General features: G+C 72.8%; 13 protein-coding genes and 1 pseudogene. 5 read left to right on the plus strand and 9 right to left on the minus strand.

The genetic code is table 11. From position 1 onward, the window contains the following. Positions 1 to 49: 49 nt before the first annotated feature. A complete protein-coding gene (locus EES41_RS41910; protein ID WP_158074271.1) occupies positions 50 to 187 on the minus strand; it encodes a hypothetical protein in 138 nt (45 codons plus the stop codon). Positions 188 to 315: 128 nt separating this feature from the next. Then, positions 316 to 1,938, minus strand: coding sequence for a hypothetical protein (locus EES41_RS37595; protein WP_123083043.1), 1,623 nt, complete (start codon positions 1,936 to 1,938; stop codon positions 316 to 318). Between the two features lie 375 nt (positions 1,939 to 2,313). Here EES41_RS37595 and EES41_RS37600 point away from each other — a divergent pair, with 375 nt between their 5' ends. Both EES41_RS37600 and EES41_RS37605 read left to right on the plus strand, forming a co-directional pair. Further along, positions 2,314 to 3,270 carry an ATP-binding cassette domain-containing protein gene (locus EES41_RS37600; RefSeq protein WP_073794920.1) on the plus strand — a complete coding sequence of 319 codons (957 nt, stop codon included), beginning with the start codon at positions 2,314 to 2,316 and terminating at the stop codon, positions 3,268 to 3,270. 58 nt (positions 3,271 to 3,328) lie between these two features. Next, positions 3,329 to 4,144 carry an ABC transporter permease gene (locus tag EES41_RS37605; RefSeq protein ID WP_123083044.1) on the plus strand — a complete coding sequence of 272 codons (816 nt, stop codon included), beginning with the start codon at positions 3,329 to 3,331 and terminating at the stop codon, positions 4,142 to 4,144. A gap of 21 nt (positions 4,145 to 4,165) precedes the next feature. On the opposite strand, the gene EES41_RS37610 is transcribed toward EES41_RS37605, so the two are convergent. After that, on the minus strand, positions 4,166 to 7,315 hold the full coding sequence (locus tag EES41_RS37610) for a BTAD domain-containing putative transcriptional regulator (RefSeq protein WP_254211913.1): 3,150 nt from the start codon (positions 7,313 to 7,315) through the stop codon (positions 4,166 to 4,168). Positions 7,316 to 7,603: 288 nt separating this feature from the next. On the opposite strand from EES41_RS37610, the gene EES41_RS37615 reads away from it, so the two are divergent. Next, the gene (locus EES41_RS37615; protein WP_250569552.1) at positions 7,604 to 8,551 is read left to right on the plus strand and encodes a phospholipase; all 948 of its coding nucleotides are present in this window, start codon (positions 7,604 to 7,606) and stop codon (positions 8,549 to 8,551) included. Between the two features lie 115 nt (positions 8,552 to 8,666). On the opposite strand, the pseudogene EES41_RS43500 reads toward EES41_RS37615, so the two are convergent. From EES41_RS43500 to EES41_RS37630, 3 genes and pseudogenes are all read right to left on the minus strand, one after another. Continuing rightward, positions 8,667 to 8,768 (minus strand): annotated as a pseudogene (locus tag EES41_RS43500) (LysR family transcriptional regulator); the annotation flags it as partial. Between the two features lie 164 nt (positions 8,769 to 8,932). Then, complete coding sequence (locus EES41_RS37625; RefSeq protein ID WP_123083046.1) at positions 8,933 to 9,670, minus strand: hypothetical protein; 738 nt, start codon at positions 9,668 to 9,670, stop codon at positions 8,933 to 8,935. 305 nt (positions 9,671 to 9,975) lie between these two features. Continuing rightward, a complete protein-coding gene (locus EES41_RS37630; protein ID WP_164496184.1) occupies positions 9,976 to 10,479 on the minus strand; it encodes a DUF4232 domain-containing protein in 504 nt (167 codons plus the stop codon). Positions 10,480 to 10,722: 243 nt separating this feature from the next. Between EES41_RS37630 and EES41_RS37635 the strand changes: the two genes are divergently transcribed. Next, a complete protein-coding gene (locus EES41_RS37635; protein ID WP_123083048.1) occupies positions 10,723 to 11,220 on the plus strand; it encodes a cupin domain-containing protein in 498 nt (165 codons plus the stop codon). Here EES41_RS37635 and EES41_RS37640 read toward each other — a convergent pair. The 3 genes from EES41_RS37640 to EES41_RS37650 form a co-directional block, all read right to left on the minus strand. Then, the gene (locus tag EES41_RS37640; protein WP_123083049.1) at positions 11,175 to 12,635 is read right to left on the minus strand and encodes a PLP-dependent aminotransferase family protein; all 1,461 of its coding nucleotides are present in this window, start codon (positions 12,633 to 12,635) and stop codon (positions 11,175 to 11,177) included. The genes EES41_RS37635 and EES41_RS37640 overlap by 46 nt on opposite strands. A gap of 87 nt (positions 12,636 to 12,722) precedes the next feature. Next, the gene (locus EES41_RS37645; RefSeq protein WP_123083050.1) at positions 12,723 to 15,002 is read right to left on the minus strand and encodes a DPP IV N-terminal domain-containing protein; all 2,280 of its coding nucleotides are present in this window, start codon (positions 15,000 to 15,002) and stop codon (positions 12,723 to 12,725) included. Positions 15,003 to 15,045: 43 nt separating this feature from the next. Further along, positions 15,046 to 15,720, minus strand: a complete 675-nt coding sequence (locus EES41_RS37650; RefSeq protein WP_123083051.1) for a DUF4097 family beta strand repeat-containing protein — start codon at positions 15,718 to 15,720, stop codon at positions 15,046 to 15,048. A 273-nt stretch (positions 15,721 to 15,993) separates the two neighbouring features. Here EES41_RS37650 and EES41_RS37655 point away from each other — a divergent pair, with 273 nt between their 5' ends. Next, positions 15,994 to 16,434: an SsgA family sporulation/cell division regulator gene (locus EES41_RS37655; RefSeq protein WP_123083052.1), complete on the plus strand. Its 441-nt coding sequence runs from the start codon at positions 15,994 to 15,996 to the stop codon at positions 16,432 to 16,434. The last annotated feature ends 208 nt before the right edge of the window (positions 16,435 to 16,642 follow it).

Raw genomic sequence — 16,642 nt, forward strand, 5'->3', positions numbered from 1 at the left:
AGGACGGCCGGGGGCGGCATCGCATCGATGCCACCCCCGGCCTGCCGCGTCAGGCAGCGGCGGGCGCTGCCCAGTACGCGGGAACCCACGCACGCTCCTCGGCGGCGTCCCGCCCGATCTGCGGGACGCTTTCCACCTCAAGCCAGTTCTCGGCGAAGGCAGGGAATTCGATCTCCAGCTGCGGCATCGGTCACTCCTTTTCCGTCGCCCTGGTGGGCGAACCCCGCCAGAATGACCGGAATCCGGTCCCGCAATCATGGGGCGGCCGTCCCGGAATTGTCCCGACCCGGCGGGCGGCGCGGCGTCCCCCCGGGGTCAGGAGTCCGAGCGGAACGCGCCGTGGACCCGCAGGTCTCCCTGGATCGATACCTGCTCTCCCTTGGCGTGCACCAGCCATCCCGCGTGCTCGTTGCGGACCGCCAGCCCGCCGTTGGCGTTCGCCTGCCCGCGGAAGAGCGACTCGCCTTCCACGATCAGCTTGAACTGCTCGTGGTTGGTCCGCAGCTTGCCCCGGACCGTCAGGTCGCTCGCCACGACCGTGCCCGCGACCTCGGCGCCCTGCGAGGCCCGCAGCTCACCGTTGACGCTCAGCTCACCCCCGACGGAAGCGTTCTGAGCGGCGCTCAGCTCGCCCTCGGCGTCCAGCCGGCCGTGGACGATCAGCCGGGACGGCCCGCTCCGTGTCTCCAGTACGTCCGTGACCGTCAACCCGCCGTCCAGGGTGAGCCGGTCCTTGACCCGTGCCCGGTCGGTGGCGAGGTCGTTGAGGTCGGCCTTGTCGGCCGCCACGGTTCCCCACTGCCGGTCCCCCTCGCCCCGGAACACGTTGACCCCGGCGGCCGGGAACTCGATCCACCCGGCGGCGGCGTCGCGGCCCTGCACCCAGGCGGTGTTGATGCCGTTGAGATCGGCCTTGTCGGCGGCCACGGTCCCCCACTTCCGGTCGCCCTCGCCCCGGAACACGTTCAGCCCGGCGGCCGGGAACTCGATCCACCCGGCGGCGGCGTCACGGCCCCGCACCCAGCGTGTGGTCACGCCCTCCACGTCGGCCTTCCCGGCCGAGACCAGGCCGGGTGCGCCGTCGGCGGCGAGGACCTCGACGCCGTCCTCGGTCAGGACGATCACGCCCTTGTCCGTGGTGCCCTCGATCCGGGGGGCGAAGAGGCCCTGGACGGCGGTGACGGCCTCGAACTCGGGCCTGCGCACGGCGACGGTGGTCGTGAGGAAGCAGCCGGGCTGCCGTCCGTCCGGGGAGGTGGCCACCAGGGTGTAGGTAACGTCCCGCAGGGGTGCGTCGTCCGGGCCGGGCGACCACCGCCAGTCGGGCCCGGAGCGTTGCGGGACGGGTACGGAGAGGCCGTCCGGGCCCTCGATCGTGTAGGTCAGGGTGTCGGGGCCGTCCCACACCAGGACCACGTTCTCGCCCCCGTCCACCAGGGCTTCCTCGGGGCGGAAGTTGCGCGGTGCCTTCGGCGCCCGCTTCAGCAGGCTCAGGGTCAGGGGGCGGGTGCGCACCGCGTCCCCCGGGTCCCCGCCCGAGATCTCGTTCACCGTGAGGCGGACCAGGCCCTCCTTGTCGGAGACGGGGAATCCGTCCAGCGACAGGACCATCGAATCGCCCGGTGTGAACAGCCCGCCGAGGGCGGCGGAGACCGTGAAGGTGCGGGTGCTCGCGTCCCACTCGTCCTTCGGTACGTCCCCGAACCGGACCGCGTAGGGCTCGATCCCGGTCTTGATCACGTCCGGCCGGTCCGTCAGGTCACCGGCCTCCTTCCCACAGGGCAGGACCACCTCGATCTGGTACCAGGGCACCCAGTCCGTCGTCGGATTGGAGACGACGATGTACACCGTGCCCGCCACGGACGTCTGGGCGTCGTCCGACCCGGACGTCCGGAACGGCACCGGGTCGGTAAGGATCTCGTAGCTCAGAGCAGCCATCGCTCAAAACCCCCTTGTTCGACTGGCGGGCGCTCGCCCCCCACGGACGCGGTCCCCGCCGCACGGAGCGCTGTCCATCCGGACCCCGCGAAAACCCCGATACGCCATGACCGATGCGAAACAGGTGGGCAATGGCCAGAAACGGACCGAATCCGGCACAGCGCGCAGGTGATCCGAAATCGCCCCCGTTCGAAGTGCGGGCCCGGCTCGTCAGGCGCCGGGTGCGCCCAGCAGGGCGCGGGCGCCGCTGACAGCCGCTGACAGCGCTCGGCGGGGGCTGTCAGCGGGGTGGCCGGGGGGTGTCAGGGGGCTGTCAGGGAGGAGCGGCAGGGTCTGGGGCATCGAGAACGAGGACCTGACGAGGAGTTGTTGAGCATGGCGTACGCGATCCGGGCCGAGGGGCTGGTCAAGAAGTACGGGGACTTCACCGCGCTGGACGGTGTCGACCTGGAGGTGCCGGCCGGGAAGGTCGTCGGCGTCCTCGGGCCCAACGGGGCGGGCAAGACCACCACCGTACGCATCCTGGCCACGCTGATGCGGCCCGACGGCGGTCACGCCACCATCGGCGGGCACGACGTCGTGAAGGACCCGGTCAAGGTGCGGCAGCTGATCGGGCTGACCGGGCAGTACGCCTCCGTGGACGAGAGCCTGTCCGGCGTCGAGAACCTGGTGCTCATCGGGCGGCTGCTCGGTCTGTCGCGGCGCGGTGCGAAGGTGCGGGCGGCGCAGCTGCTGGAGGACTTCTCGCTCACCGAGGCGGCCCGCAAGCCGATCGCCACCTTCTCCGGCGGCATGCGGCGGCGCCTCGACCTGGCGGCCTCCCTGGTCGGCAGGCCGCAGGTGCTCTTCCTGGACGAGCCCACCACCGGTCTGGACCCGCACGCCCGGCAGGAGGTGTGGGACGTCGTACGGCGGCTGGTCGCCGACGGCTCCACGGTGCTGCTCACCACCCAGTACCTGGAGGAGGCCGACCAGCTCGCCGACTCCATCACCGTCTTCGACAAGGGGCGCAAGGTCGCCGAGGGCCGGCCCGGTGAGCTCAAGCGCCGTGTCGGCGGCCAGATCCTCCAGGTCCGGCCCACCGTGGCCGCCGATGTGCCGCAGGTCGCCGGGATGCTCGCCGAGCTGACCGGACACGTCCCCGCCCAGGAGTCCGGCGTACTCACCGTGCCCGCCGATGACCCGCTGGTCGTCGCCGCGGTCGCCCGCCGCCTGGACGGTGCCGGGATCACCGCCGACGAGCTCGGCCTGCGGCTGCCCAGCCTGGACGAGGTCTTCCTCGCCCTGACCGGGCACGCGCCCGTCACCGAAGGTCAGGCCGTCGGCGTCTGAGTGGTCGTCGTCGTGGTCGTCCGCCCTTCCGCTTCCCCCGTCTTGAAAGGTATTTGTCATGAGCATCCAGTTCCCCGCCGGCCGTGCCGAGCCCGCCGGCCGCATCAGCCTGGCGCAGACCGCCCACCACAGCCTCGCCCTCGCCGGCCGCGGGGTCACCAGGTTCATGAAGTCGCCGATGCAGCTGGTCGACGTGGTCCTCACCCCGATCATCAGCCTGCTGATGTTCATCTACCTCTTCGGTGACGCCATGTCCGGCGGCGACACCGACGGTTACCTGCGGCTCGTCGCCCCCGGTGTCATGGTCATGGCCGTCTTCCAGGCGAGCATCGGCGTCGGCGCCTCGCTGTCCGCGGACGCCAGTACCGGGATCTTCGACCGCTTCCGCAGCATGCCGATCGCCCGCTCCAGCCCCCTGATCGGCGCCGTCCTGGCCGACATCGTGCGCTACGTCGTCTGCCTGGGCGCCCTGGTCGTCCTCGCCCTCGTCATGGGCTACCGGGTCCGGACCGGTCCGCTCGCCTCCCTCGCCGCGCTCGCCCTCCTCGTCGGTTTCGCGCTCAGCTTCTCCTGGATCTCGGTGTACCTCGGGATGCTGATCAAGAACCCGGCCTCCGTGCAGGGCCTGATGACCATCCTGATCCTGCCGCTCACCTTCGCCAGCAACGTCTTCATCCCCCGGGAGGGCATGGCCGGCTGGCTCCGGGCCTGGTCCGACGTCAACCCCGTCTCCCTGGTCGCCGAGACGGTCCGCGGCCTGCTGAACGGCGGACCGGTCGCCGGTTCCCTCTTCGGCACCCTCGCCTGGATGGCCGGCGTGATCGTGGTCTTCTTCCCGCTGGCCATGCACGCCTACCGCAAGAACGCCGTCTGAGACCTGTCGGGTTGAAACCCGTCAGGTGCTGCGCAGGGTCTCCGCCTCCAGCCACCGCAGGGCGTCGTCACGCGAGTACGCGGCGCCCCGCGCGTACGCCGTGTCGAAGCCGCGGCGGCCCAGCACCGCCACGATGCGCTCGATGAGCTCGCGCCACTCCGGCTCGCCGTGGTCGAAGGCCCCGCGCATCACCTGGCTCATGCCGAGCGATCTGGCGCCCTCCTCGGGAGCGCCCTCCACCGTACGGATCCCACCGAGCAGTTCGGCCACCCAGGCCAGAGCGGCTCCCGCTCCCTGGCCGAACAGGGCGCCGGCCGCCTCGGGCAGCAGGGCCCTGGCCCGTACGGCGTCCCCGGCGGCGAGGCGGTTCTCGATGCGGGTGCTGACGATCAGGTCGCGGGCCAGCCCCTTGAGGGCGGGGCGCCGGACGCCCAGCGCCTCCAGGCGGTCCAGGGTGGCGTCCGACTGGGCCAGGTCACCGGCTCTGCGGTGCACATTGGCCAGGCCCACCAGGATGTTGGCCTCCAGGCGCAGCTGTCCGCGCTCGCGGGCCTGGCGGTGCGCGGCGTACAGGTCGCGGAAGGCGCCCTCCAGGTCGCCGCTGCGCCGGCGTTCGCGGGCGAGTCTGGCCTTGCTGAGGTAGAGGTAGTCCTCGGTGCCGAGTTCGGAGCTGAGCGCCACGCAGCGTTCGAAGGTGGCGATGGCCTCGGGGTACTCGCCGCGCAGGGAGTGGTCGCGGCCGATGGGCAGGAGGCTCATCACGAGGCCCCAGCGGTCGCCCACCGCCTCGAAGCCGCGCAGGGCCAGGGCGCGGGATGCGGCGCCGGTGACCAGGTCGCCCCGTTCGGTGAGGGCGAAGTCCCGTGCCAGGTGGGCGCCGGCCCGCACCCAGGGGTCGGGCGAGTCGAGGGGGTCCTCCCGGTCGGCGGCGGTGCCCGGTCCCGGGGCGCCCGTGGGCGGGGCGACGCGGGACATGCGCAGGAGCAGCGCGGCCGGGTGGAACTCGCGCGCGGTGGCCGTACCGCCTTCGGTGGCCGGGGCCCCCGGGGCGGCGGGAGCAGCCGAGTGGGCGTCGAGGGGGGAGCCGAGGTGGGCGTCGAGGTGGGCGTCCATCCCCCTGATCCCCCAGTACCAGAACATCGCCCCGGCGAAGCGTGCCGCCGTGTCCCCGTCCCCGGCGTCCGCGACCGAGCGGAGCGCGAGGACGAGGTTGTCGTGTTCGGCGTCGAAGACCTCGATCGCCCGCAGCTGTTCGCGGGTGCGCAGGCGGGGTTCGTGCTCCTCGGCGAGCGCCAGGAAGTACGCGCCGTACCGCCGGGTGACGGCTTCGCCGGGCTCGGCGTCGGCGAGGCGCCGCGCCGCGTACGCCCGTACCGTCTCCAGCATCCGGTAGCGCGGCCCGCCCGTCCCCGCCACCACGGTGACCAGCGATTTCTCGACCAGGGCGTCCAGGACGTACGGGATGTCGCCGGCCGGGAGCGAGGGGTCCGCACAGACCGCTTCGAGCGCGGAGACGGTCGCGCCGCCCGGGAACACCGACAGCCGGCGGGCGAGGATCCGCTCGGGCTCGTCGAGCAGGTCCCAGCTCCACTCGACGAGCGCGAGCAGGGTGCGCTGGCGGGGCAGGGCGGTGCGGCTGCCCGAGGCGAGGAGGCGGAACCGGTCGTCGAGGCGGCGCGCGACCTGCTCGACGCTCATCGAGCGGAGCTTCGCCGCGGCCAGTTCGAGGGCGAGCGGCATCCCGTCGAGCCGCCGGCAGACCTCGACCACGGCGTCGAGGGTGCGGTCGTCGAGCGTGAAGTCCGGCCGGACGCCGGTGGCCCGGTCGACGAAGAGGCGTACGGCCGGCGACTGCGCGGCCTCGGCGGGCTCCGGTGAGCCCGTCGGCACGTCGAGGGGGCCGAGGTGGCACAGGGCCTCGCCGGTGATGGCGAGGGCCTCCCGGCTGGTGGCGAGGATCCGCAACTCGGGCATTTGGTCGAGGAGTTCGGCGGCGAGCTCGGCGGCCGCCTCGACGAGGTGCTCGCAGTTGTCGAGCAGGAGCAGGGCGTCGCCGCTGCCGAAGAGCCCGGCCATGCGCTCGACCGGGGTGGCCCGCTGCCCTTGGGCGGCGTCGTAGAGACCGCCGTCGGTGGAGCTGAGGGCGCCGAGCACGGCGTCGGCCAGCTGGTCCGGCGCGCTGACGCCGGCGAGCGGTACGAACCAGACCCGGCCGCGCGCGTGGGCGCGGTCGCGGGTGGCCGCTTCGCAGGAGAGCCTGGTCTTGCCGGCGCCGCCGGGGCCGACGATGGTGACGAGCCGGCCGCGGTCGAGCTGCCGGGCGAGTCCGCCGAGTTCCGCGTCGCGGCCGACGAAGCTGGTGAGACGGGCGGGCAGCGGGCCGGGGGCGGCCTTGTTCCGCCCGGCGGGCGTCTCCAGCCTGCCCCGGAGCAGGGCGAGGTGGACTTCGCGCAGCTCGGCCGACGGGTCGACGCCGAGTTCGTCGCCGAGCCGCTCCCGTATCGCCTCGTAGACGGCGAGGGCCTCGGACTGCCGTCCGGCGGCGGCCAGCGCCCGCATCCGCAGGCCGGCGACCCGCTCGCTCAGCGGCCGCGCGGCGCCCGCCGCCTCCAGGTCGGAGAGCACCTCCCCGTACCGTCCGAGCCGCAGCTCGGCCTCGGAGCGGTCCTCGGCGGCGGCGGTGCGCAGCGCGTCGAGCCGGGTCGCGGCGGGCCGCGCGAAGGGGGCGTCGAGTACGTCGCCGAGCGCCTCGCCCCGCCACAGCCCGAGCGCCGTCCCGAGGAGCGAGGCCGCCTCGCCGGGGCGGCCGGCCGCGAGTTCGCGACGGCCGCGGGCGGCCAGGTCCTCGAAGCGGTGGACGTCCACGTCCTCGGGGCGCACCGAGAGCCGGTAGCCGCCGGAGGCGGACTCCACCGTCGCGGCCCCGCGCAGCGACCTGCGCAGCCGGGACACCAGTGCCTGCAAGGCGTTGGCCGCGTCGGCGGGCGGCGCCTGCCCCCACAGGCCGTCGACGAGCGAGTCGGTGGTCACCGTGCGGCCCTCACCGAGCGCGAGGCGGGCGAGGAGCATCCGCAGCCGCGGGCCGCCCACCTCGACCGGCGCCGTCCCGGCCCCGGCCCCGGCCCCGTCATCGGCGTACACCCGTACCGGTCCCAGCAGCTCTACGCGCACCACGGCGGTCTCCCCCTCCGGACCGACCGGGTCCCCCGTGTCGATCATCGTCCAACGCCGGGTCAGCATCACCTACGCGGGGGCCGCGGTAAAGGCGGGCGGCGCCGCGGCCGGAGGCGGTTTCCCGCCACTCCGTGGCTGCCTTCCACCAGGTCCGTTCATCATGCATTTATCGCGTGCCAGCATGTGCGGGACCAGATCAACCGTCCTATCAGGACACCGACTTGACGGAGAGTTTTCTTGACCACATACCTCAGGCGTGGTGCCGGTTCACGGGTGCGGGTGCTCATGACGCTGATGGCGGCCCTGTGCGCGGTCATCGGTACCACCGCGCTCACCACGACCCCGGCGGCAGCAGCCGATCAGCGTCACCCGATCTATGCCATCGCGCACCGCGTCGACACGCTGGCCGGTGTGGACGCCGCCCTGAAGCACGGCGCCAACAGCATCGAGATAGACGTCTGTGCCTGGTGGAACCCGAACGAATGGCGGGCCTATCACGACTGTTCCTCGGCCGGTGACAACCGGCTGGGCCCCAGCTTCGACAGCATGATCGACCGCATTCTGTCCAACGCCAACGCGGGACGCCGGCTGTCGCTGGTCTGGCTGGACATCAAGGACCCGAACTACTGCGGGGAGCGGGAGAACCGCGGGTGCAGCGTCGCCGGACTGCGCGACAAGGCGCAGCGGCTGACGGCCGCCGGGATCCAGGTGCTGTACGGGTTCTACGAGTACCACGGCGGCAACACCCCGGACGTGGGCGGCCGGGGCTGGCAGAGCCTGGAAGGCCGGCTCGGCAGCCTGGAGGGGATCACCTCGACCGGTAGCCGCGACCAGGTCCAGGGTGCCTTCAACCGGTCCGGTTCCGGGTTCCCGGCCGGTCGCCGGGTGATGGACTACGGCGACAGCGACATCACCAAGGGGTTCGGCAACTGCACGGAGGCCACCTACAACACGTGCGCCGAGCTGAAGAAGGGCGCCGGGGACCGTGACGCCGGACGGCTCGCGGCCACGCTGTCCTGGACGACCACGTACAACGACCCGTGGTACGTGGACAAGCTGCTGGGCGACGGGCGCGTGGACGGCATCATCGCGGGCTACGGGGCGTTCACCGGGGTGCGCGAGTACGACGACAGCTGGCAGTGCGCCAACGCGATCGGCCTCGTCCGCGACTGGGTGAACCGCCACGGCGGCACGCATCGCATGGCCGGCCCCGGGGACCGTCTGTTCCGGTAGGCACGGGCTTCACCGCCGCGCGCGCCGGTCCGCGCGGCGCGGCGCCGGCACCGGCACTCCCCCGCGATGTCGTGCGCTTCCCCGCGCGAGCGCACGACATCGCGGGTGCCCGTGTCAGCGACACCGCGGCCGGCTCCGCGGGCAGGTCGTGGCCGAGCGGGGCCGGGCCGGCCGTGCCGTTCCACAGCACGGCCTGCCGGCGTTCCTGGACGGCGCGGGCCGGGCACGTTCGTCCTGGTCCGCCCGGCGCCCCGCACACCTTCGGCGGCCGCTGACGCCGCAGGCCGGGCATCGACACCATGCGCCGCTACGCGACCGAGCCCGCCGCCGACCTCACCCGAGGGTGAATTCACCTGAAGGCGAATTCATCGGCTTTTCAATTTACTCGTCCTTGAGGTAACCGCCCACGAAGCCGCGGTAGTCGGCCCAGACCCGCTCCCGCTTGTCCCATTCGCTGCCCCAGCACGATGCCGACCAAATGGTCTCGCTCTGGGCATTGTCGGCCGGCGCGGAGGAAATCCATTCCTTCACCGGGCTGTTGGAGAAAGAGCATCCCGGCACGGAAAGGGAATGGGTCGCACTGCCCGGGTACACCTTCGTGGTGTCCTTGCCCTTTACCTGATAGTTGGTCCGCACCGTGACCCGCGAGACCTTGACGCCCATGACCCTGTCGGTGATCGAGTACGAGGCCCACATGTCCCGGTAGCCGGAGGCCCTGAGCGCCACGGAGGTGTGGGGCGAGGCCTCGTCGACGCCGCTGAGGGACTCGTGCTGCACCACGACGTCGCCGCCGGCCAGCACCTGCTGCGACGAGCCCACGAGCGCGGACGGGGCCTCGGCCGGGTCGAAGACCTTGCGCATCACCGCGCGGTCCTCGATCAGGTCGAGGAACCGGGCCTTGTCTGCTTTCGAGAGGGCGGCGAATCCCTCGGCGGTCTCCTCGGCCTGAGCGTCCCCCTTGGCCGACTGCGACGCGAGGTAGGCCGTGTACTTGGCGATCCGTACGTTCGAGACCAAGGAGTCGTCGGCCTGGGCCGAGCCCGGCAGCACGGCCAGGGTCACCGCGGCCAGAGCGACGCCGGCGGCCGTGGTGACACCTCTTCTGACAGTGGAGCGCATAACGTTCTTTCCCCTTAGGTCCATACCACTCGAAGTCGTTCGAGCAGGAAAGGGAAAAGGGCATGAATGTACACCCTGTCAATCCCCCGTTCCCCCCGTGTTGCGCGCACCGGCTCTTTCATTCCCGTGGGCCGGGCCGCGCTTCGCAAAGACTGCACGGGGAGGACGCGACGCGTCAATCGATCTTCCGGGATTTGAGGTAGACCTGAGTTAAGAAGAACGCCACGGCAAAGGCTTCGCAATATACGGAATTGGCGAATCCGAATAATCGACCGCGAAGCCCGATTTCTCCCGCTCGGTCGCGGTCAGGCGCCTTGTTCCATCGGGCCGATGAGGGTGCCGGGAGCGACCATCAGCGCGCCCTCGGCGAAGGAGGCGCCGGGGATCGGCCCGTCCGGGCCCCGGAGCGTGAAGGACGCCTCGTCCGCGCGGACCTGGCGGGCGTCGCCCGGGACCTGGATGTCGAAGTGCACCGGGCGGCCGGGGCCGAAGGTGACCACGGCGCTCTGGTCCCCGTAGCGGCCGGCGGTGACCGGGGTCCGCGAGCCGTGGTCGGAGAACCGCACGTCGGTCGGCGAACCGGCCAGCGCGCAGGGGTCGTACCCGCGCGGCGCGGTCAGGGTGACGCGGTAGTGGTGGTGCCCCGCGCTGGCCGGCGCCGAGGTGATCTTCGCGGTGTGGTTGGCCGGACGGCACGCCGAGGGGGCGGCGCCGCGTTCCGCCGCCGGGGCGGCCTGCGCGACGACCGGAGCCGCGGCGGTCAGCAGCGCGGCGGCGAGGGCGATGGCGGTCTTGTGGTGGGTGCGCACGGAGCACTCCTTGCCTTGCACGTCGGCCCCGGGGGTGTTCTCCGCCGAGACCCTGGTCGGTATGACCTGTTCCCCGGCGCGCTGTCAGCGAATGTCCCGAGATCGTCACGGCCCTGACGGCCCCTCAATTGACCCATGCTTTCGGGCCTTCAATGCACCCTTCCGGGGGTCTTTCCGGAGACTAGATTCAGTGGTGTCGCCGGGAGGACCGGTCGGCGGAACCACTGAATCCAAGGAGTGCCCATGACGTTCACCAGCGCCTCGAAGCCCGTCCTCGTCCGCGCCGCCGAGGCCGAGACGCTGCAGGACGGGGCGACCAGCCTGATCACGCTGCTCGCCGACGCGAACGCCACCGGCGGTGCGCTGACCGCCAACCGGGCGACGCTGCACAAGGGTTCGCCCGGCGCTCCCGCACACTTCCACACCCGCGCGACCGAGATGTTCTACGTACTGGGCGGGTCCATGCGGATCCTGCTCGACGACCAGGTCCTCACGCTCGGCCAGGGCGACTTCCTGACCGTGCCGCCGACCGTGCCGCACGCCTTCGCGCCGGCCCCGGACAGCGAGGCCGAGATGCTCGTCGTCTTCACCCCGGGGATGGACCGCTTCGACTACTACCGGCTGCTGGAGCGGGTGTACCAGGGCGAGGCCTCGGTGCAGGACATCCGTGACAGCTCCGAGCAGTTCGACAACCACTACTTCGAGAGCCCGGTCTGGCAGCGGGAACTCGCCCGGCGCTGAACGCGGGGCAGGATCTGGCAGAGCGCGTCCAGAGCGGCGGCGTACGCGTGGTCCGGCGGGGCCGCGTAGCCGACGACCAGCCCGTCGAACAGGGCCTCGGCGGTGTCGGGATGCCGGAAGCCGGCGAGCCCGTCGAGTCCGAGGCCGAGCAGGGAAGCGGCGTTCACGGCCGCGGTCTCGGTGCCCGGGGGCAGCCGCAGCACCGCGTGCAGCCCCGCCGCGATCCCGGTGACCTCGATGTGCGGCGCGTGCTCGGCGAGCGCGGCGACCAGACGGCCCCGGCGGTCCCGGTAGCGCTGGCGCATCTGCCGGACGTGCCGGTCGTAGGCGCCGGAGGTGATCAGGTCCGCGAAGGTGAGCTGGTCCACCACGCCCGTCCAGCGCTCGCGCAGGCCCTTCGCCGCGAGGACCGGAGCCACCAGCCGCTCCGGCAGCGCCATCCAGCCCAGCCTCAGCGCGGGCGACACGCTCTTGGCGGCCGACCCGACGTACAGGACGTGGTCGGGGTCCAGCGCCTGGACCGCGCCGATCGGTTCGCGGTCGTACCTGAACTCCCCGTCGTAGTCGTCCTCGATCACCACGCCGCCCCGGGCACGCGCCCAGTCGACCGCCGCGCCCCGCCGCGCCGCGGAGAGGGGCCCGCCCACGGGGAACTGGTGGGCCGGGGTGAGCAGCACCGAGCGCACGTCGCGGCGCCCCCGCAGTTCCTCCGTTCTCGTGCCGAGCCCGTCCATGCCGAGCGGCACCGTCCGTACGCCTTCGGCGCTCAGCAGGGCGCGGTGGAAGGCCAGGCCGTACGCCTCGACGGCGAGCGGGCCGCGCAGCACACCGCCGCCGAACAGCAGCCGCAGCGCGTCGGAGAAGCCCGCGCAGATCACGATGCGCTCCGGTGAGGTCCGTACGCCCCTCACCCGGGCGAGGTAGTCCGCGAGCGCGGTGCGCAGCTCGATGCGGCCCTGCGGATCGCCCGGCCCGAAGGCGTCGTGCGGCGCGGCGGTGAGCGCCCGGCGGGTCGAGGTCGCCCAGGCGGTCCTGGGGAACGACGAGGCGTCCGGCCGGCCCTGCGTCAGGTTGTGCGCGGGAGCGGCGGGTCCCGTGGGGGTCTCGACCGGCACGCGCACCGCCCTGGCGGGTGCGGCGCGCTCGGCGACGCGGGTGCCCGAGCCCTGCCGGGCGGTCAGCCAGCCCTCGGCGACCAGTTCCGCGTAGGCGTCGGCGGCCGTGTTCCGGGCGATGCCGAGGTCGGCGGCGAGCGACCGGTAGGGCGGCAGCCGGACCCCGGCGGCCAGCCGCCCCTCCTGGATGGCCCCGCGCAGGGCCTGGGCGAGGGCGGCCCGGCGCGAGCCCGTCCCGGCCAGCACCAGGTGCAGGTCGGCGCCGATGCGTTCGGCCGAATTGACCCATGATCGCGACACGTGAAGGCACCTTTCCGGGGGTCAGCGGGTTCCCCAGATTAGTGATCATGACGGGCTCCACCGCGCCCCAGGGGCACCGCGGCTTCGTCAGGCGAACAGTTCGGCGAGCAGTTCGGGGCCGATGGCGATGGGGGCCGGGCGGTAGGCGGGGGGCTGTGTGCCCATCAGCTCGCGCACCAGGAAGTCCCAGCAGCGCTTGCGGACGTAGGCGAGGCAGTCGATGAACGTGTGCTCGGCCCCGGGCACGATGAGCAGCTCGAAGTCCTTGTCGGCGGCGATGAGCCGGTCGGCCAGCCGGAGCGTGTGGTCCGGGTGGACCTGGTCGTCCATCGCGCCGTGGACGAGCAGCAGTCGGCCCGTCAGCTGGTGGGCGAGGTCGGTGTTCGAGGTGCGGGCCCAGGTGTCGGGGCTGTCCGCGCCGTCGTAGGCCTCCACGAAGCCCGGGTTGAAGTGGCGGGCGTCGTGGGAGCCGGAGAGGGCGACCGCGGCCTTGTACGTCCGGGGGTGGTCCAGCACCGCCCGGGCCGCGGCGAAGCCGCCTCCGGAGTGCCCGAGGGCGCCCACCCGGTCCAGGTCCATCCAGGGCCGGGTCCGGGCCAGCTGCGGCAGCGCGGCGACGTGGTCGGCGAGGCAGCCGGCGTCGGCGAGGTGGCCGTACGAGGCGTCGTGGAAGGACTTGCTCCGGCCGGGGGTGCCCCGTCCGTCCAGGGCTATCACCACGAAGCCCAGCGCGGCGAGGGGTTCGGCGTCGAGGCCCGTCCCGCCGGGGTCGAAGGACGGCGAGACCCGGGCCACCTGCGGGCCGGGGTAGAGGTTGTCCACCACCGGGTAGCGCCGGGCGGGGTCGAAGCCCCGCGGCCGGTACAGGACCCCGTAGACGTCCGTCACGCCGTCGGCCGCCTTGACGCGGAACCGTTCCGGCGGCGTCCAGCCGGTGGCGGTCAGCCCGCCGGTGTCGGCGCGCTCCAGCTCGACGAGGACGCGGCCGCTCCAGTCGCGGACGCGGGTCACCGGCGGGGTGTCGACGGTGGAGGCGGAGTCGACGAAGTACTCCTGGCCGGCGCCCGGCAGGGTCACGACGTGGTCCAGGGCGTCGTCCGTGACCTTGGCGAAGCCGGAGCCGTCCAGGCCGACCCGGCACACCGTGCGGCGGTACGGGTCCTCCTCGACCAGCCCGGAGGCGGTGAAGTACACCACCCGCCGGGCCTCGTCGACGCGCAGGATCTGCCGCACCGCCCACGGCCCGGAGGTGACCTGCCCGAGCAGTGCGCCGGTGCGCAGGTCGTAGCGGTAGAGGTGGCCCCAGCCGTCCCGCTGCGAGTACCACAGGACCTCGTCGGCCAGCACCCGCACGATCGGCGGCTCGTACGCCCACTGGTTGGGCTCCACGCGGGTGGCCCCGCTCTCGCTGAGTACGGTGCTCACCTCGCCGGTGACCGGGTTGAGCCGGTGCAGGGTGAGGGTGCGCTGGTCGCGGGGGCGGGCGAGGTAGTACACCGCCGAGCCGTCCGGGGCCCACCACGCCCACTGGGCGGTGATCGGCGACAACAGCGGCATCGGCAGCGGCTCGGCCCGCGCGCGGACCACCGTGCCCGCGGCGACGTCCAGCACGACCAGCTCGGCCAGCGGCAGGTGCTCGTCCCCTGCGTAGGCGTACCGCTGGGTGTGCGGGAGGGGCGCGCCGCCGTCGGCGGGCCTGGCTTCCACGAGGTGGGTCCGGCGGACGTGGCGCTCGTCGGTCCGGTGGGCCAGCACCTTCGTCGAGTCGGGCGACCAGGCCACCGCGGGCGGCAGGTACGGCAGGCCGATCTTGCGCAGCAGGGTGGCGTTGGCGGTGGAGTCCGGGCCGGGGCCGTACTGGTGGTCGGGCGCGCCGTCGGTGGTCAGCGCCCACTCGCGGCCGTCGGACAGCGAGCGCGCCCACAGGTCGTGCCCCCGCCGGGACACCGCGACCGTCTTGTCGGGGGACGGCACCTCCAGCGGGCTGCCGGGCGGCGTGAACTCGGCGGGTTCGCAGACGTAGCCGTCGAGGCGGCAGCGCCAGTACGCGCCGAACGCGGCGAACTCCACGGCGTTCCCGGCCTGTTCGACCGCCGTGAACGGCAGGGCCTCGGGGTCGACCCGCTGCCCGGAGGCGGCGGCCAGCGCGGCGGCGAGGAGGGTGTGGTCGAAGGCCGGCTCGCGGGTGCCCGCGGCCGGGTCGACCAGCACGAACCGGCTGCCGACGCCGTTGCTCACCGCGTACTGGAAGCGGGCGCCGCCCTCGATCCACTGCGGCCTGACCCTGTCGCCCACGACGAGCTCGCCGGGGCGGGCGGGACGGCGCAGGAGTCGCTCCGCGGCCTGGTAGTTCTCGGTGGTGCTCATGTTTTCCGGCCTTCCTCGGTGTCGATGCGGGGGGCGTGCGGCTTCAGAGGGTGCGGGCGGTGATGTCGCCGGCGTCGGTGGTGGCCTGGATGGTGAGGGTGGCGGTGGCGCCTTCGGCGGTGGTGAGGGCGTTGTGGATCCGGCCGTGGGAGGTGCCGGCGTCGAGGGAGGCGCGGACGCCGCGGGCCGCGCCGACCGTGATGTCACCGGCCCGGGTGCTCAGTTCGAGCGCGCCGCGCAGGGCCTCGGTGATGGTCAGGTCGCCCTGCTGGGTGCTGATCTGCGCGGGGCCGCCGAGGCGGCCGACGGTGATGTCGCCGGCCTGGAGGGTGAGGTGGGCGCTCGCGGTCTCGTCCAGCTTGACGGTGCCCTGCGCGCCCTCGAAGGCGACGTCACCGAGCCGCCCGACGCCCCGGAGCTCGGCGGCGGCCGCCTTCGCCTCGACGCGGGAGCCGGAAGGCAGCTGGACGGTCACCTCGACCGCGCCGGAGTGGATGCCCAGCAGCCGGTTCTTCGGCGCGGCGGCCTCGATCCGCAGGACGCCGTCGGCGTACTCGACCGTGACCAGCTCCGCGGCCTTCACGTCGCGGCCCTTCGAGGGGTCCGCGGGCAGCACCTCGACCGTGGTGTCGGCCCGGTCGGCGGCGATCAGCCGGATCCGGCCCGCGGGGATCTCCAGGACGGCGGCGACGGGGGCGGGGGTGGCGAACTTGTGCATCGTGCTCTCCTTCGTGAGTGGCGGGCGCTCTGTCGGCCCGCCGTTTCCGATGATGGAAAAGCTACGTTGCGTTCATGGATCCGGCAATCGATTCATTGCGCTCAACTGTCATACATGCAGGTCAAGTCAGGGAAATTGTTGCAATGGAATCGACGGTAATGCAACAACCTCGGCTTCGATCGTTGCAATGAATTGGAAGTGAACGCTTCTCCGGTGACGGTTCCTCCGAAGAGCGCCGTGTGGCGCGGCGGAGAGGGGGCACACGGGGTGCGGATGAGAAGTCCACCCCCGGAGGCCGTGTTGCAGTCCTGTGTGTCCGCCCTGATCGCCGTCCATCTCCAGCCGGTCGCCGGGGGTGGCGTGCCCCTCTTCGGCCGGTTCTCCTACGACAGCGCCGACCCGTACGCGGTGCGGGCCCAGTTCCTCACCCGGGACACGGTGCTGACGACCTGGTGCTTCGACCGCCAGATGCTGGCCGAGGGCCTCCACCGCCCCGTGGGCGAAGGGGACGTCACCTTCCGGCCGCAGTGGGCGGACGACGGCGTCCGCGTCGAGCTGAACGACAGTGAGGGCGGGGAGGGAGCGGTGCTCCTCATCGCCGCGTCGGCGCTCTCCGCCTTCCTCGACGAGACGTACGCCGTCATCACGCCCGGGGACGAGACCTTCGACGCCGACGGTTTCCTCGCCGAGCTCCTGGCCCGCCGGTACCCCTGATCCCGGCCCGGCCCTCCCCCAGGGCGGGATGCGGCCCCCGTCGCGGCCATGAGGGCCAAGGCCGCACCCCGCACCGGGCCCCTACCCGGTCCGGCGCCCCCGAAGCGGCCCCCGGTGGTGGCGGCCGTCACGCTGACGTGCGCGGATGGCAGTAGTTCGAATTTGAACTGTATGGTGTGGCCGTCCACGTGCCGGCCGCGTCGCGCCG

Origin of the sequence: Streptomyces sp. ADI95-16 (assembly GCF_003721495.1) — a bacterium.
Classification (GTDB): Bacteria; Actinomycetota; Actinomycetes; order Streptomycetales; family Streptomycetaceae; genus Streptomyces; species Streptomyces goshikiensis.

Bases quoted from the DNA above. Each gene is read 5' to 3' on its own strand.
- EES41_RS37645 (WP_123083050.1), bottom strand. From the start codon at position 15,002: ATGAGCACCACCGAGAACTACCAGGCCGCGGAGCGACTCCTGCGCCGT.
- EES41_RS37615 (WP_250569552.1), top strand. From the start codon at position 7,604: ATGACGCTGATGGCGGCCCTGTGCGCGGTCATCGGTACCACCGCGCTC.
- EES41_RS37595 (WP_123083043.1), bottom strand. From the start codon at position 1,938: ATGGCTGCTCTGAGCTACGAGATCCTTACCGACCCGGTGCCGTTCCGG.
- EES41_RS37625 (WP_123083046.1), bottom strand. From the start codon at position 9,670: ATGCGCTCCACTGTCAGAAGAGGTGTCACCACGGCCGCCGGCGTCGCT.
- EES41_RS41910 (WP_158074271.1), bottom strand. From the start codon at position 187: ATGCCGCAGCTGGAGATCGAATTCCCTGCCTTCGCCGAGAACTGGCTT.
- EES41_RS37650 (WP_123083051.1), bottom strand. From the start codon at position 15,720: ATGCACAAGTTCGCCACCCCCGCCCCCGTCGCCGCCGTCCTGGAGATC.
- EES41_RS37655 (WP_123083052.1), top strand. From the start codon at position 15,994: ATGAGAAGTCCACCCCCGGAGGCCGTGTTGCAGTCCTGTGTGTCCGCC.
- EES41_RS37600 (WP_073794920.1), top strand. From the start codon at position 2,314: ATGGCGTACGCGATCCGGGCCGAGGGGCTGGTCAAGAAGTACGGGGAC.
- EES41_RS37605 (WP_123083044.1), top strand. From the start codon at position 3,329: ATGAGCATCCAGTTCCCCGCCGGCCGTGCCGAGCCCGCCGGCCGCATC.
- EES41_RS37635 (WP_123083048.1), top strand. From the start codon at position 10,723: ATGACGTTCACCAGCGCCTCGAAGCCCGTCCTCGTCCGCGCCGCCGAG.